Origin of the sequence: Marinobacter sp. GH_1 (assembly GCF_048595985.1) — a bacterium.
GTDB lineage: Bacteria > Pseudomonadota > Gammaproteobacteria > Pseudomonadales > Oleiphilaceae > Marinobacter > Marinobacter shengliensis.
On record NZ_CP184460.1, the window covers coordinates 3,839,081 to 3,852,970 of the forward strand.

Annotated in this window: 13 protein-coding genes; 9 read left to right on the forward strand and 4 right to left on the reverse strand. The window is 61.6% G+C overall.

The features are described 5' to 3' along the window. The first annotated feature begins 10 nt into the window (after window positions 1–10). The 9 genes from trpD to ACNSOI_RS17605 all read left to right on the forward strand — a co-directional run bounded on the left by trpD (window position 11) and on the right by ACNSOI_RS17605 (window position 10,573). Window positions 11–1,039 carry an anthranilate phosphoribosyltransferase gene (gene trpD / locus ACNSOI_RS17565; protein WP_420194666.1) on the forward strand — a complete coding sequence of 343 codons (1,029 nt, stop codon included), beginning with the start codon at window positions 11–13 and terminating at the stop codon, window positions 1,037–1,039. Between the two features lie 136 nt (window positions 1,040–1,175). Beyond that, a complete protein-coding gene (gene trpC, locus ACNSOI_RS17570) occupies window positions 1,176–1,988 on the forward strand; it encodes an indole-3-glycerol phosphate synthase TrpC (protein ID WP_420194667.1) in 813 nt (270 codons plus the stop codon). 27 nt (window positions 1,989–2,015) lie between these two features. Then, window positions 2,016–3,389, forward strand: a complete 1,374-nt coding sequence (locus tag ACNSOI_RS17575; protein ID WP_420194668.1) for an MATE family efflux transporter — start codon at window positions 2,016–2,018, stop codon at window positions 3,387–3,389. A gap of 74 nt (window positions 3,390–3,463) precedes the next feature. Then, on the forward strand, window positions 3,464–5,296 hold the full coding sequence (locus ACNSOI_RS17580; RefSeq protein WP_420194669.1) for an IucA/IucC family protein: 1,833 nt from the start codon (window positions 3,464–3,466) through the stop codon (window positions 5,294–5,296). Beyond that, window positions 5,283–7,121, forward strand: a complete 1,839-nt coding sequence (locus tag ACNSOI_RS17585) for an IucA/IucC family protein (RefSeq protein ID WP_420194670.1) — start codon at window positions 5,283–5,285, stop codon at window positions 7,119–7,121. The genes ACNSOI_RS17580 and ACNSOI_RS17585 overlap by 14 nt, the downstream gene beginning before the upstream one ends. After that, on the forward strand, window positions 7,118–8,419 hold the full coding sequence (locus ACNSOI_RS17590) for an AMP-binding protein (RefSeq protein WP_420194671.1): 1,302 nt from the start codon (window positions 7,118–7,120) through the stop codon (window positions 8,417–8,419). The genes ACNSOI_RS17585 and ACNSOI_RS17590 overlap by 4 nt, the downstream gene beginning before the upstream one ends. Then, the gene (locus ACNSOI_RS17595) at window positions 8,416–8,685 is read left to right on the forward strand and encodes a phosphopantetheine-binding protein (protein ID WP_106693941.1); all 270 of its coding nucleotides are present in this window, start codon (window positions 8,416–8,418) and stop codon (window positions 8,683–8,685) included. Before ACNSOI_RS17590 ends, ACNSOI_RS17595 begins: the two co-directional genes overlap by 4 nt. After that, window positions 8,682–9,701 (forward strand): DUF6005 family protein, encoded by a 1,020-nt coding sequence (locus ACNSOI_RS17600; protein WP_061330789.1) that lies wholly within the window; start codon window positions 8,682–8,684, stop codon window positions 9,699–9,701. The genes ACNSOI_RS17595 and ACNSOI_RS17600 overlap by 4 nt, the downstream gene beginning before the upstream one ends. After that, on the forward strand, window positions 9,698–10,573 hold the full coding sequence (locus ACNSOI_RS17605) for a sugar phosphate isomerase/epimerase family protein (RefSeq protein ID WP_138435885.1): 876 nt from the start codon (window positions 9,698–9,700) through the stop codon (window positions 10,571–10,573). The genes ACNSOI_RS17600 and ACNSOI_RS17605 overlap by 4 nt, the downstream gene beginning before the upstream one ends. Here ACNSOI_RS17605 and ACNSOI_RS17610 read toward each other — a convergent pair. Genes ACNSOI_RS17610 through ACNSOI_RS17625 form a run of 4 tightly spaced genes read right to left on the reverse strand, consistent with a single transcriptional unit; the run spans window position 10,549 to window position 13,885 of the window. Further along, window positions 10,549–10,839 (reverse strand): DUF2218 domain-containing protein, encoded by a 291-nt coding sequence (locus tag ACNSOI_RS17610; RefSeq protein WP_420194672.1) that lies wholly within the window; start codon window positions 10,837–10,839, stop codon window positions 10,549–10,551. The two genes, ACNSOI_RS17605 and ACNSOI_RS17610, sit on opposite strands and share 25 nt — an antisense overlap. Window positions 10,840–10,863: 24 nt before the next feature. Continuing rightward, on the reverse strand, window positions 10,864–11,649 hold the full coding sequence (locus ACNSOI_RS17615; RefSeq protein ID WP_420194673.1) for an ABC transporter ATP-binding protein: 786 nt from the start codon (window positions 11,647–11,649) through the stop codon (window positions 10,864–10,866). Next, entirely contained in the window at window positions 11,646–12,740 is a 1,095-nt protein-coding gene (locus ACNSOI_RS17620; protein ID WP_106693945.1) for a FecCD family ABC transporter permease, read from the reverse strand. The genes ACNSOI_RS17615 and ACNSOI_RS17620 overlap by 4 nt, the downstream gene beginning before the upstream one ends. Further along, window positions 12,737–13,885 carry an ABC transporter substrate-binding protein gene (locus ACNSOI_RS17625; protein ID WP_420194674.1) on the reverse strand — a complete coding sequence of 383 codons (1,149 nt, stop codon included), beginning with the start codon at window positions 13,883–13,885 and terminating at the stop codon, window positions 12,737–12,739. The genes ACNSOI_RS17620 and ACNSOI_RS17625 overlap by 4 nt, the downstream gene beginning before the upstream one ends. Between the last annotated feature and the right edge of the window lie 5 nt (window positions 13,886–13,890).

Below are 13,890 nucleotides of genomic sequence, written 5' to 3' on the forward strand. Positions count from 1 at the left end.
GGCCCACCCCATGGACATGAAACAAGCCCTGAACCGCATTGCCTCCAACCTGGACCTGTCACGGGAAGAGATGAAAGATGTGATGCGCATCGTGATGAACGGCGAGGCCACCGACGCCCAGATCGGCGCCTTCCTGATGGGCCTGCGCCTGAAAAGCGAAACCATCGATGAAATCACCGGCGCCACCGAAGTGATGCGCGAGCTGGCCACCAAGGTCGCCGTCAACGCCAGCCCGCTGGTGGATATCGTCGGCACCGGCGGCGACGGCGCTAACCTGTTCAACGTATCCTCTGCCGCGTCGTTTGTAGTGGCCGCCGCTGGCGGGTATGTGGCCAAGCACGGCAACCGGGGCGTGTCCTCCAAAAGCGGCAGTGCCGATCTGATCGAGAAGGCCGGCATCAACCTGAACATGAAACCGGAGGAAGTGGCCCGCTGCGTAGAGCAGATCGGCGTTGGCTTCATGTTTGCCCCGGCCCACCACGGCGCCATGAAACACGCCATTGGCCCACGCCGGGAACTGGGCTGCCGGACTATCTTCAATATTCTTGGCCCCATGACCAACCCGGCGGGCGTGACTCGTCAGCTGATTGGCGTATTCTCTCGGGAACTGTGCCGGCCCATGGCGGAAGTGCTGCAGCGCCTGGGTGCAGAGCACATTATGGTGGTGCATTCCAAAGATGGCCTGGATGAAATCAGCCTGGCGTCGTCCACCCATGTGGCGGAGCTGAAAAACGGCGAAATCACCGAGTACGATCTGACCCCGGAAGACCTTGGCATCAAGAGCCAGTCGTTGGTGGGTCTGTCTGTGGATGGTGCCGATGCATCTCTGAAACTCATTCGCGCCGCTTTCGGCCGCAGCCACGACGAAACCACCGAAAAAGCCCGAGACATGATCGCCCTGAATGCCGGCGCAGCCATTTATGTCGCCGGCCTGGCCAGGACCGCCAAAGAGGGCGTCGACATGGCACTGGACGCGATGGGTTCCGGCCTGGCTGCCGGCAAGATGTCGGAGCTGGCGGATTTTTCACAGTGCTTTTGATCACGCGCCTTTAACTTTGCTGCTGGGCGACCGGCTGCGGGGAGGCTTTCCAAAACTCGCTGTAGCCATCCCTGGCTACAGAGAGTTTTGGAAAGCCTCCCCGCAGCCGGCCTCGCATACCATATACGGGCCTGCTATGACTGACAGACATTTGGACAAAACTCCTACTATTCTTCGGAAAATCGTTGACCGGAAATGGGAGGAAATAGACGAACGAAAACCAAAGGTTTCGATTAGCGATCTGAAAGCCATGGCCGGTGATCAGGCGCCCGCCCGAGGTTTCGCCAATGCCCTTCGGAAACGGATCGACGCACAACGGCCTGCCGTGATCGCTGAAATCAAGAAGGCATCTCCCAGCAAAGGCATCCTGCGCGACCCTTTTGAACCGGAACGCATTGCCGAAAGCTACGAAAAAGGCGGTGCAGCCTGCTTGTCCGTGCTTACTGACAAAGATTTCTTCCAGGGCCACGAGGACTACCTTGAAGCCGCCCGCGCGGCTTGCAGCTTGCCAGTGATCCGCAAGGACTTCATGGTGGACCCGTATCAGGTCTACGAGAGCCGCGCCATTGGTGCTGACTGCATCCTGCTGATCGCCGCCTGCCTGACCAAAGCGCAGATGCAGGAACTCGAAGGCATTGCCCACGAGATTGGGCTGGATGTTCTGGTGGAAGTGCACGACGGCGAGGAGCTGGACGATGCCCTGACCCTGAGCACGCCGCTGGTAGGCATCAATAACCGCAACCTGCACAACTTCGAGGTGTCGCTGGACACCACGTTTGACCTGCACCAGCGCATTGGCCACGACCGGCTGACCATCACCGAGAGCGGCATCATGACCCGCGCCGACGTGGACGCCATGACCAGCCGGGGCATCTACGGGTTCCTGGTGGGCGAGTCGTTCATGCGCGCGCCAGATCCAGGTGAGAAACTGCAGGAGCTGTTTGGCTGATTCACTGAGGTAACGGGCAAGCGAACGATGGACGCAGATACCGGTAAGGAATCCGACAACCCTATACTGACCGGCCCCTTCTGGCCGGTGTTTTTCCGCTATGCCCTGCCCTCGGTGGCGGGGCTGTTGGCGCTGACCACCGCCAACATTGTTGATGGCATTTTTATTGGCAACTTTGCCGGGGCCGAGGCGCTGGCGGCGCTGAACCTGCTGATTCCCTGGCTTACCTTTCTGTTTGGCATGGCACTGGCCCTCGCCATTGGTGGTACGGTTCGGGCTGGCCGGTATCTGGGCGAAGGCAGAACGGAAGCCGCGTCTGCGATCTTCAGCAAGTGCCTGATGGCCACGCTGGCCCTCGCCATAACCGGGGCCCTGGCGGGGTTGTTGTTCCACGATGCGATCTATCGAGTGCTGGGGGCCTCCCCGGACATCTACCCGCTGATGTCCGAGTATTTTCTGGTGATCATCTGGGTGCTGGTGGCTCAGCTTGTCACCATGGTGTTGTATTACTTCGTGCGGGTGGACGGTTTCCCCGGGCTGGCAACCACGGCCCTGGTAACGGGGGCCGCCGCCAATATCCTGCTGGACGCCCTGTTGGTGGGCTATCTGGATTACGGTTTGCGTGGCGCCGCCATCGCAACTGGCCTGGCCCAGGTGCTGCAGTTCGGCGTTCTGGCCCGTTATTTTCTCAAGCCGGAGCGCAAGCTGCGCTTCGGGCTTTATCAAAAACACTGGCGGGAAGTGCCCCAGGCATTTGCCAATGGCGTTTCGGAGTGGATCAACGAGCTCTCGGTGGGGCTGGTCATGCTGCTGATCAACTGGCTGCTGATGACCACTCAGGGTGTGGCCGGGGTAGCCGCCTTCACCGTCGTGAACTATCTGATTTTCCTGAGCCTGATGGTGTTCTACGGCATTTCAGATGCCATGCATGTGCTGATCAGCCACAACCTGGGGGCCGGCAACGCCGAGCGTATCCGGCGCTTTATGGGCTGTGGGGCAACCGTCATCCTGAGCCTGGCACTGGCGCTGGTGGCCACGGTCTGGCTGTTCGGAAACCAGGTGGTCCGGCTGTTTCTCGACACCGCCGCAGACCCCGCCACCGCCGAACTGGCCGACCGGTTCCTGACCATCCTCTGGCCGTTATTCCTGGTCAACGGTATTAACGTACTGTTGTCGGTTTACCTGACCGCCATGCACAAACCCATCCCCTCCGCCCTGGTGGCCTTTTCCCGAAGCCTGATTCTTCCTGCGCTGTTACTGATAGGCATTGCCCAGTTCGCGCCACAGTGGCCGCTACTGGTGGCACTGCCCCTTGCCGAATGGCTCACGTTCGGGCTGGCCGTGGCGCTGTTTTTGCGTTTCCGTCCTCAGAGGGTGATCAACGCACCAAACCAAATGTAAAAAATGTAAAAATATTTCACCTGCACTCGATTCTCATTTAGATTTACTCCAAATTCTGGAATCGGAGTGTCGACATGGGACCGTCTGCCCGGGCGATTGCCGAACAGGCAAGTTTTCAGGCCTTCCTGCATGGCTACCTTCAGGAAATTGATCCCGGCCACTGGCTGGCCGCCAGCCAACGCCTTCATGACCCCGGCAGCTGTTTCTCCGGCTCATGGGTGTGCGAACTGCCCCTGAACACCCAGCGGGCCCGGCTTGCTGTCGATATACTTTACCGTTCCCCCGTCGGCCGGCACCGCTATGGCAAGGTGCGCCAGTGGCTAAACGGTCGTCATTGCTGGTCAGACATCGAACCGTTCCAGGCTATGTGTCTTCTGGTACGCGAGCTCTATGCACTTTCCGGCGGTATGGTTCCGGAGCTTCGTAAACTCCGGGAACTGGAGTTCCTGCACCGACTAACAGACAGCTACGGGGTGATGACCCGTTACCTGGAACAGCGCCGCCACGACCCCCGGCTTTTGACCAACCGATTCATCGATTCAGAACAGTCGTTGTTGTTTGGCCACGCCACTCACCCCACCCCCAAAAGCCGCCAGGGCATGTCGGAATGGCAGCAAACGGCTTATGCGCCCGAGCTGAGCGGGCGATTCCGGCTTCATTATTTTCTGGTCCATCAAGACTACGTGGAGCAAGACTCGGACGGTCCATTGCCCGCCAGCACCATGGCGGAAACCCTTTTGAACAGTGGCCATGCCTCCCTGAACCTGCCAGACAATCATACTCTGGTTCCGGCACACCCACTTCAAGCGCAGTGGTTACTTGCACAGCCGTCGGTGCTGGTCGCCATCGAGCAGGGGCTGATCCATCCGCTCGGCGCTCTGGGGCCGGAGTTCTCTGCCACGTCTTCCGTGCGCACGGTTTACAGTGAACAGGCAGAATGGATGTTGAAGTTTTCCATTCCGGTGAAAGTGACCAACTCGCTCCGGGTCAACAAGGCTCACGAGCTGAAAGCGGGTGTGGTGATGTCCAGACTGATCCGACAGACCGGGTTCGCGGAGTCTGAGCCCGGCTTCCGCATCCTGCAGGACCCGGCCTATCTGACGGTTTCCCTACCCGGGCAGGCCGAGAGCGGCTTTGAAGTCATTTTCCGGAACAATCCCTTCACTCCAGGCCAGGACCAGGGTGTGATCAGCATGGCCGCTCTGACCCAGGATCCAATGCCCGGCCGTAATTCCCGGTTAATGGATCTGATCGAGGGCCTGGCTTTGAACGAGAGTCGAAGCATGGCCGCGGTCACTCTGGACTGGTTCCAGCACTATCTTGCCTGCGCCATTGGCCCGGCGCTCCGGCTTTATAACGACCACGGTATTGCCCTGGAGGCACACCAGCAGAACAGCCTGCTGGATATTGGTGGTGGCTATCCTCGCTGCTATTACTACCGGGACAATCAGGGTTACTACCTTTCGGAAACGTTTCGCAAACAACTGACAGAGCAGTGCCCGGACCTGTCGGAAACCCCGGAACTGTTCTACCGGGATGCCATGATCCGGGACCGCTTCTGCTACTACCTGATCGTCAACCAGGTGTTCTCCGTGATCGCCCGGTTCGGCCTGGACGGCCTGATTCCGGAATCGGTGTTGATCCGGCAGTTCCGGCAGTTTCTCCGCTCCGAACGCACCCGGCTCCATGGCCCGGCCCGGGCACTGGTCAATCTCCTGCTCGAGGACAGTCGCCTGCCGTACAAGGGCAACCTGCTGACTCGAGTACACGATGTTGATGAGCTGAATGCCGAGCTGGAAATGGCGGTGTACACCAGTATTGCCAATCCTCTTCGCGGTCTGGCGCACGCAGCGCCGCAGCCAAGTTTTCCTGTTCAGGCTGTTGGGGCAGATCATGGCGCTGCGTGAGCAAACACCGTCACCGATGACAGGGCTAAGCCCGGTCATCTCCCTGACCGAGTCGCCAACACAGCGCGTGCTCCGGCAACTGCTGGAAGCCCTGCTGTTTGAGCGTTTGATCCCCTACCGCCCATGCAATGACAACCGCTCCGGCTGGCAATGGCTGTCGTTCCGGATCGGCAGCCTGCCCGGGCGCTGCCGCGCTCGGGTTCGTGGCTTTGGCCGGTTGCGGCTGGATATGAGCACCCTGACCCTGGGGCAGGAACAACCATCAACCTCAACGTCGCTGGCCAGGCTGGTCGGCCAGTTGCCGGCCACGAGCACGCAGCAGCAAGCGCTGTTAAAAGAACTTGTCGCCACCATCGGAAACACCGAAAGACTCGACGCCCTGTATCGGGCCCGTGGCCCGCGGGAACGGCGGGCCCTGCACGGCGAAGCGCTGGACTGTGCATTGCACGAGGGTCACCCCTACCACCCCTGTTACAAGAGCCGACTGGGATTCCAGGGCGATGACCTGGTGCGCTATAGCCCGGAAACCAGCATCGGGTTCCGTCTCCATTGGGTGGCGGTTCCCCGACGCTATCTGGATTCGCAGTTGCTGGCTCCGGACCTTGCGTTCTGGCAGTCGGAACTCGGTCGGGAACAGGCCTATCTGCTGCGGGCCGCATTCCACCGGGCGGGCGTTGACTGGCAACACTGCGGTGCCTTGCCAACCCACCCCTGGCAATGGCAGCAACTCTGCCAGGGGCCCCAGGCCTCCCGGCTCTCCGCACTGGGCATCAGAAGCCTGGGGCCCCTGGGAGACCGTTACCGGCCGGGGCAGTCACTGCGGTCCCTGTTCAACGTCAGCCGGCCGGCGAACGCCTGCATCAAACTGCCACTAGGCATCCATAACACCTCGTCCCGCAGGCACCTGGAACCCCACTCGGTGCCTTCAGCGCCGGCCATCAGCCGCTGGCTTGAAGCGATTTTGGCCGCTGACTCGCAATTCGACGCTGCCTACCCTCTCCGCCTGCTGCCCGAATATGCCAGCCTGGGCGTTAACACTGGGCGTGACCGGGGCACAGGCAGTGCAGGGCTTGAAGGAGAACTGGCCGCCATCTGGCGTGCCAGCATCAGCTCCCGGCTTAATGACGGTGAGCAGGCCATCCCCCTGAACGCCCTGTTCCAGTGGCAACCTGACGGCATGCCGTTCATCCACCCGTGGGTAGAGCACTACGGCCTGGGCCCCTGGCTGGAAGCCACGCTCAAAGCCGTCATCCTGCCGGTCTGGCATATGCTGGCGGCCCACGGTGTCAGCCTCGAGGCCCATGCCCAGAACAGTCTGCTGGTGGTGCGCGACGGCTGGCCCAGGGCGCTGATGCTTCGGGATTTCCACGACAGCGTCGAGTACGCCCGTGACTACCTGCCCCCGGCCACTCCTGAACCAGACTTTGGCCCGCGACAGGCGCTCTACGATCAGGCACTAGACGACCAGTACTACCGTATGAGCGGCCCGGAAGCCCTGCGGGAACTGGTCATGGATACCCTGTTTATCTTCAATCTGAGTGAGCTGGCGCTGCTGCTGGATGAGGCCTACGGATTTAACGAAACCCGCTTCTGGGACCGGGTCAGGACGATCCTGACCGATTACGCACGGCAACACCCGTATCTGACCTCCCGCTTGCACAGGCTGGCCTGGGACCAGTCAACACTTCAGACCGAATCCCTGCTGCGCCGCAAGCTGCAGCCAGACAACCAAAGCCATTGCCTCCGGGTAACCAACCCCCTGGCTTCGGGCCCGGATTCCACATCGATGCCCCCTACCGATCACCATCACGAGAGGTTACCGTGACTGCACCTTTGTTTTACGTCGACAACACCCCCTACAGCCAGGCCGACTGTGATCATATTGTCCGGGGCCTGGCGGAGCGGCCCGAGTTCCAGTCGCCGGTCGGTTGCCGATTTGCGGTCTGCCTGCAAGACACCGCCCACTGGCTGGCCCTGTGCCTCTGGCTGAAGCCCCTTGGCGCCAGTGTACTGCCCATTCACCCCGGCACACCCTACCCTGCTGCCAAAGCCCTGGCCGAGGACACCGGCTGCAGCTACCTGCTGTTCGGCGAGCAACTGCAGGAGGTAACGCCGGAAACTCTTGGCGGGGTGACACGGACGGCTTCGGCCGAGGGTGGTGAGCTGATTCAGCTCAGCTCCGGCACCACGGGTAAGGCCAAGACCATCGCCCGGCCCTGGCGCGACATAGACCGGGAACTGGTCGCCTATGTCGCCCATTTTACTGAGGCCCGGGCCTTAACGCCGGTGGTCGCCTGTCCGGTCACCCACTCCTACGGTCTGATCTGCGGTGTGCTGGCTGCCCGGGAGCGGGGCATCGCACCCCATGTGGTCACCAATCTGAACCCACGATTCATTATTGCCCGACTGCGTGCGGTGCCTGAGCACCTGCTCTATGCCTCACCCACCCTGATTAGCCTGCTGATGAGGATGCTGCCGGAACAGGAAATGCTGCATGCTGTCATGCTTTCCGGGGCTCCTTTACCCGCGCCGGTGCTGACTCAGCTTAGGGACCGCTGTCTGCGGCTGTGCCAGCAGTATGGATGCTCTGAAGCCGGATGCGTGGCTGTGAGCGCGGACGTGACTGAGCCGGGCCTGCTGGGCCACCCGCTGCCTCACCTGTCGGTGCAGGCCGGTGCCTCCGCCGGGCAACCGGATGAAATCCTGATCACGGTAAAAGCCACCGGACAGCGCATTCACAGTAAGGATCTGGGCTATTTCGACCACCGGGGCCAGCTGCACTTCCTGGCCCGCACCGATGACACCATTAATGTCGCCGGCATTAACGTCTACCCGGGCGCGGTGGAAGACGTGTTCCTTGGCTACCCAGGAATTCGCGAGGCGGTGGCTTTCAAGCAACCCGATGCCTTTGCCGGTGAGCGGGTTTGCCTGCGTTTCGTGGCGGATTCAGACATCGACACCGACCAGCTTCGACAATGGAGCCGCGACCGACTGTCACCGCACCAGGTGCCGTCACTGATCGAACAGGTGGAAAGCATCAGCCGGCTCCCGAACGGCAAGGTCAGCCGCCGGCTGTTAAGCGAATCCCTCGCTGACAAGGGTCAGCGGGAGGTCCTGGCATGAGCAAAACCAACCTGACCCGAAGCGCCATTGAAACGGTGATTCGAAACCATCTACCTGACGCCCGGCTATCGGTGTTTTCGGCCAAGGCCCGCCTCAACGCCGACCTGGCGATTGATTCCATCATGCTGCTGCAACTGATTGTGCACCTGGAACTTGAGCACAGCCTGCATGTTCCGGAGGAAGCGCTGCTGACCCATCAGCTCGAGACCGTTGAGGATCTGGAAGCGCTATTGGTCGCCACCGGCAATCCGGAGGTTTCCCTGTGATCAAAGTGCATTGTTTTGTCAGCTGTGTCTGCGAGATCATCAAACGCACACCGGGTGTGGACCACCGCCCCTTCTACTTTGGCGTCTGGGATGCGGACTTCTCGGTCAGTGAGGAGCAGGTTCTGTCTTACCACTCGCCCCATACCCGCCACGACCAGTTCCGGGAGTGGTACCGGCTGCTGTATGGCGTCACCATTGAGCCCTGGTACAACCACCAGCAATCGAAAGAGGCCAACATCGACCGGCTGATTGAACTGGTGGAAACGCGCCCTGCCGATCGTCAGGTCATGGTCATGCTGGACCTTTACCGGTTGCCGGAACGGGAGAACAAGTTTCACCAGAACCCGTTTCCCCACTACGTGATGCTGGAAGCCACGGACGACCCGGAGCAGTGGTTCATGTCGGACCCGGATTTTCGCTGGGAGGGTGTGCTGCCCAAAGCCCGGATTCTGGAATCGGTCCGATCCCCGGCCGCTGCCGGTGGTTTCTGTTTCGACGGTCTGGAAATCCGGCATACGCCCGCGGAAACGGTTGCCGCCTACTTTGCCCAGTGCATGAAAGCGGATACCAATCCGTTTACCGATGCCCTGCGGCAGATTCTGCGCGCCCATACCGGGCCCGATGCCAGACAACCACTGGCGAACCTGCCCCGGGCATTTCGGGAGATTCCGGTGATGGCGATTCGCAAGTACGCCTACGAGCACGCCTTTGCCTGGCTTCTGGAGGATCAGGGCCGCACCGCCGAGGGCGATCCGTGGTTCGAGGCCCTGTGCGAGGACATTGACCGGCTGGTGAAAACCTACACCCAAATCCAGTACCGGGCGCTGAAACTGGTGATGTCAGGCAACCCTGCCCTGCTGGCCGGGGTCGAGCAGCTGCTGGACGAGCAGGATCGGCGGGAGTTCGCCATCAAGGACAGCCTGCAGGGGCTGTTCCAGGAATGGCAGCAGCAACACCCCGACCTCACCGGCGCCACCGCCGACACCCGGATGTCCGACCTGGAGGTATTGCCATGATCCGCTTCCACCTGTGTACCATCTCATTCCGCCACCAGTTGGTGTCGTTACCGGAACTGGCCACCTGGGCCGGGGCCACCGGCTTCGACGGCATTGAACTCTGGGGCGTGCATGCCCGGCACCTGTTACAGCAACCCGGGCTGGATGGCCGCTGGCTGAAAAGCCAGGGACTGGGCATTCCCATGGTCAGCGACTATCTGCCACTGGAGGGTGGTGAACAGGAGGCCATCCGCTACACCCGCGACCTCTGCCAACTGGCCCGGCACTGGCAGGCACCCAAAGTGCGAACGTTTGCCGGCCATCAGGGCAGCGCCGAGCTTGACCGGGGGCAGCGCAAGGCACTGACCCGACGCCTGCAGACGCTCACCCGTTGCGTCGCGGACGAAGGCCTGACCCTGGTGGTGGAAACACACCCCGGCACCCTGGCCGATACGGTTGACTCTACCCTGGAAATGTTGGCAGACATTGACCATCCGGCGCTGGGCATCAACTTCGATGTCCTGCATGTCTGGGAGGCCGGTGCGGACCCACAGCTTGCCCTGCAACAGATGGCGCCCTGGGTCAGGCATTTTCACTTCAAGAATATCCACCAGCGGGATCAGCTTGGCGTGTTTGCCCCGGCCAATGTGTACTCACCGGCAGGCTCAAGGCAAGGCATGGTGCCGGTGATGGAGGGCGCCTGTGATTACCGACCACTGCTGGACACGCTGGCAAACTGGCAACAGTCGCTGGCCAACCCGGCCCCTCTGGACATCTCCCTGGAATGGTTCGGCCCGGACAGCTATCGGGTGCTATCCAGCGACCTTCGCCAGCTAAGGCTGCGGGTTCCGGAAACCGGCGATCAACCTCAGTCGCTGGCGGCCTGCCAGTGAACCTTATCCACCTCATCGCCGGCAAAGCGGATGAGGTGGGAAGCTACCACCTGGCCCAGCGCCTCCAGCTCCGTCTCGGTGGGTGACTGGCACCGCATAAGCAACTTACCGTCTGCTGCTTCGAGCCGGCATTCACCGATGGAGAAAGTCAGCCTGCCATCGGTCCCGGTCCACTCAGCCTCAATCTTGTGGCGAAAGTGTTTGCACAGGCGATTGATCAGGCGACCGGGATCGGTGGTGGCCACTTGGGCGTTCATGGTTAGCATGGCAGATTCCTAGACATCAGTGGGTCAATTAACACTGGCGGATAGCGGACGATCCGCCAGCACGATGGGGTGTCCACGAGAGCACTGTTCGATTCTGGCTTCGATACCATAGGTTTCGGCCAGCAGCTCCGGCGTCAGTACCTGTGCCGGTGAGCCCAGCACGGCCTGGCCGCCGGGAGACAACACCAGAACCTGGTCGCAATAGCGCAGGGCCAGATTGAGATCATGGCTGGCCACCAGGGCAATCGAGCCGGTCCGGCTGGTGGCGTCACGCACCGCATTGAGTACGTTGAGCTGCCAGTGCAGGTCCAGGGCGCTGGTAGGCTCATCCAGCAGCATCAATGGCGTCTGGCGTACCAGTACCTGAGCCAGCCCTACCATCTGGCGCTGACCACCAGACATTTCCGACAGTCGCCGAAGCGCCAGTTGCCGGATACCCAGGGTGTCGAAAATTTCTTCGATCGCCAGCTCGGTCTCTTCCCGGGACCAGTCGCCGCGGGCAGAGCGGCAGGCGCTGAACACAGTTTCGTAGGCCACCAGGGGAATGGCCTGGGGCAGTGGTTGGGGCAGGTAGCCGACACGACGAATGCGCTGGTGGGCAGTAATCGCCGCCAGATTCTCCCCGGCAAAGGTCATGGTGCCGGCAATCGGCAGCAGGCCGGCGATGGATTTCAGCAGCGTGGACTTACCCACAGCATTAGGGCCGACCACGGCCACCAGTGAGCCTGCGGGTATCTCCGGCAGGGTAAGGCCGGTGAAGACGGATCGATTCCGGTAGCCGGCGGTCACGGATTGCAGCTTCAGGGTCACAACGCGGCCCTCCTGCTGCGGCCAATAATCAGGGTGATGAACAGCGGGATACCCACCAGTGCGGTCACAATACCCACAGGCAATACCACTCCCGGCACCAGCAGCTTGCTGGCGATGGATGACAACGACAGCAGGACGGCCCCGGCCAGGGCGCTGCCCGGCAGCAGGAAACGGTGATCTTCCCCCAGCATCAAGCGGGCAATGTGGGGTGCCACCAGGCCGATAAAACCGATTTCCCCAACGAAACACATGGCCGCCGCCGTCAACAGGCTCACCCGCATCAGCACCACCAGGCGCATGCGCTCCACCCGGATGCCCAGACTGCGGGCCTGCTCTTCACCACTGCGCAGCAGGGTCATGGCCCAGGCATTACGAAGGGAAAACGGCAGGCACACCGCCAGCACCAGGGCCACGATAGCCACTTTGTCCATACTGGCCCTGGCCAGGCTGCCCATGGTCCAGAACACAATCTGCTGGACCGACTCGGCATCGGCCATAAACTGGATCAGGCCCACCACCGCGTTGATACCGAATAACAGGGCAATACCGAACAGCACCACCGCATGCACCGAAGCGCCCAGGCTGCGTGACAGCACCAGAATCAGTAGCGAGGCGGCCGCAGCGAACACAAAGGCCGACAGAGGCAACAGCACATGGGCCGCCAGCCCCAATACCGAGATATTGAAGGCGATCACCAGCGATGCCCCCAGGGTGGCAGCCGCGCCGACGCCCAGGGTAAACGGGCTGGCCAAGGGGTTGTTCAGTACTGTCTGCATCTCGGCCCCGGCCAGGCCCAGGCAGGCGCCCACCACCACCGCCATCAACGCGTAGGGCACCCGGATGTCCTGAATGATCACCCGGGTGCCGGCATCAAGGCTTTCAGGATTCAACAGCCCGCGAATCACGTCCAGCAAACCCAGCATGGCCGGCCCCGAGGCGATGTCTACCAGCAATGCAGCCACCGCCGCAGTCACCAGACCAGCCAGACACAGTACCCGCCGGAACACAAAACGGCGGTACTGGCTCGCCAGCCCGCCATCCGCCGGTGTGCCTGCCCGGTTGGCGGCAGCGCCTGCACTCGGCGACGTCATAGCGTTTCCTCGCCAAGCGTGATCCAGTAACGACCATCCAGGGGCACCGGTTGAAACTCCCGATAAAAGGTTTCCAGGGTTTGCTCCGGGTCCAGTTCAGGCAGCGCCTCCGGGTGCAGCCAGCGAGCCAGCGCCTGAACCGCAACTACGTTCATCGGTGTGTTATAGAAGTGATGCCAGATCGCCATGGCCCGCAGCTCCCGGATTGGCTCCAGGGCCCGAAGCCCGGGCCGATCCGTCGCTCGCCGGAACGACTCGCGGGCCATCGGCCCATCAACACCTGCCCCCAGCATCACATAGGGCTGATCGGCATCGGACACCTGGTACTTGCGCGAACCAATGGCCGTGGCCAGGTAGCGATCGGGAGGGTCACTGAGCAGGTACTCCAGATTCATCACACCGGAAACCCCGGGCACCCGGTCTGCCGCCACATTGCGCCCGCCCGCTGCGTCAATGAAGCGCCCCATCATTCCCCGGACCATGGTTTCGCAGCAGCTGTCATGCAGGCCTAACCGGCTGTGGAGAAACACCCTGGGCCGGTTGTCCGGAGGGATGTCAGATACCACCTCACTGACCCGTGCAAGCTCCTCCCGGTAGAAACGGTTGAACCTCTGCGCCTCCTGCTCTCGGCCAAGCACATCTCCCAGCAGGGCCATACTTCGGGGTGTATTGACCAGGGGCTGCTGCCGGAAATCGACAAACACGACCGCCACGCCAGCCCGCTCAAGGCGCTCAATCAACGCCCTGTTGTGGGCTCCGGGACCATGGCCCTCCAGGCTGAAGATGGCCAGGTCGGCCCCGATGGCCAGCACCGATTCCAGACTGAAACTGTCGGCAGATGCATGCCCCACCTTGGGCACCTCCGCCAATGCGGGAAAGCGTTCCAGATACTGGGCATAACCACCGGGGTCGGTCTGTTCGAAATCCGGCAATATGCCGGCCAGGCGATCAATCGTTGCATCGCCGTCCAGAATGGCCAGCGCCGGTATATAGCGGCTCTCACCCAGTATCACCCGGTCCACGGTCTCGGGAATGGTCACCTGCCGGTCGGCCAGGTCCGTGACGGTTCTCGCCGCCTGGACCACGCCTGCCTGGATCAGAAGAACGCCGCCCAGCAGGGCGGCGACAAACTGTGACAATGCCATCAGCG

What these genes read in the sequence shown, in the direction of transcription:
- ACNSOI_RS17625 (WP_420194674.1), bottom strand. Translation starts at nt 13,885, where the DNA reads ATGGCATTGTCACAGTTTGTCGCCGCCCTGCTGGGCGGCGTTCTTCTG.
- trpC (WP_420194667.1), top strand. Translation starts at nt 1,176, where the DNA reads ATGACTGACAGACATTTGGACAAAACTCCTACTATTCTTCGGAAAATC.
- ACNSOI_RS17585 (WP_420194670.1), top strand. Translation starts at nt 5,283, where the DNA reads ATGGCGCTGCGTGAGCAAACACCGTCACCGATGACAGGGCTAAGCCCG.
- ACNSOI_RS17595 (WP_106693941.1), top strand. Translation starts at nt 8,416, where the DNA reads ATGAGCAAAACCAACCTGACCCGAAGCGCCATTGAAACGGTGATTCGA.
- ACNSOI_RS17620 (WP_106693945.1), bottom strand. Translation starts at nt 12,740, where the DNA reads ATGACGTCGCCGAGTGCAGGCGCTGCCGCCAACCGGGCAGGCACACCG.
- ACNSOI_RS17610 (WP_420194672.1), bottom strand. Translation starts at nt 10,839, where the DNA reads ATGCTAACCATGAACGCCCAAGTGGCCACCACCGATCCCGGTCGCCTG.
- ACNSOI_RS17580 (WP_420194669.1), top strand. Translation starts at nt 3,464, where the DNA reads ATGGGACCGTCTGCCCGGGCGATTGCCGAACAGGCAAGTTTTCAGGCC.
- ACNSOI_RS17605 (WP_138435885.1), top strand. Translation starts at nt 9,698, where the DNA reads ATGATCCGCTTCCACCTGTGTACCATCTCATTCCGCCACCAGTTGGTG.
- trpD (WP_420194666.1), top strand. Translation starts at nt 11, where the DNA reads ATGGACATGAAACAAGCCCTGAACCGCATTGCCTCCAACCTGGACCTG.
- ACNSOI_RS17575 (WP_420194668.1), top strand. Translation starts at nt 2,016, where the DNA reads ATGGACGCAGATACCGGTAAGGAATCCGACAACCCTATACTGACCGGC.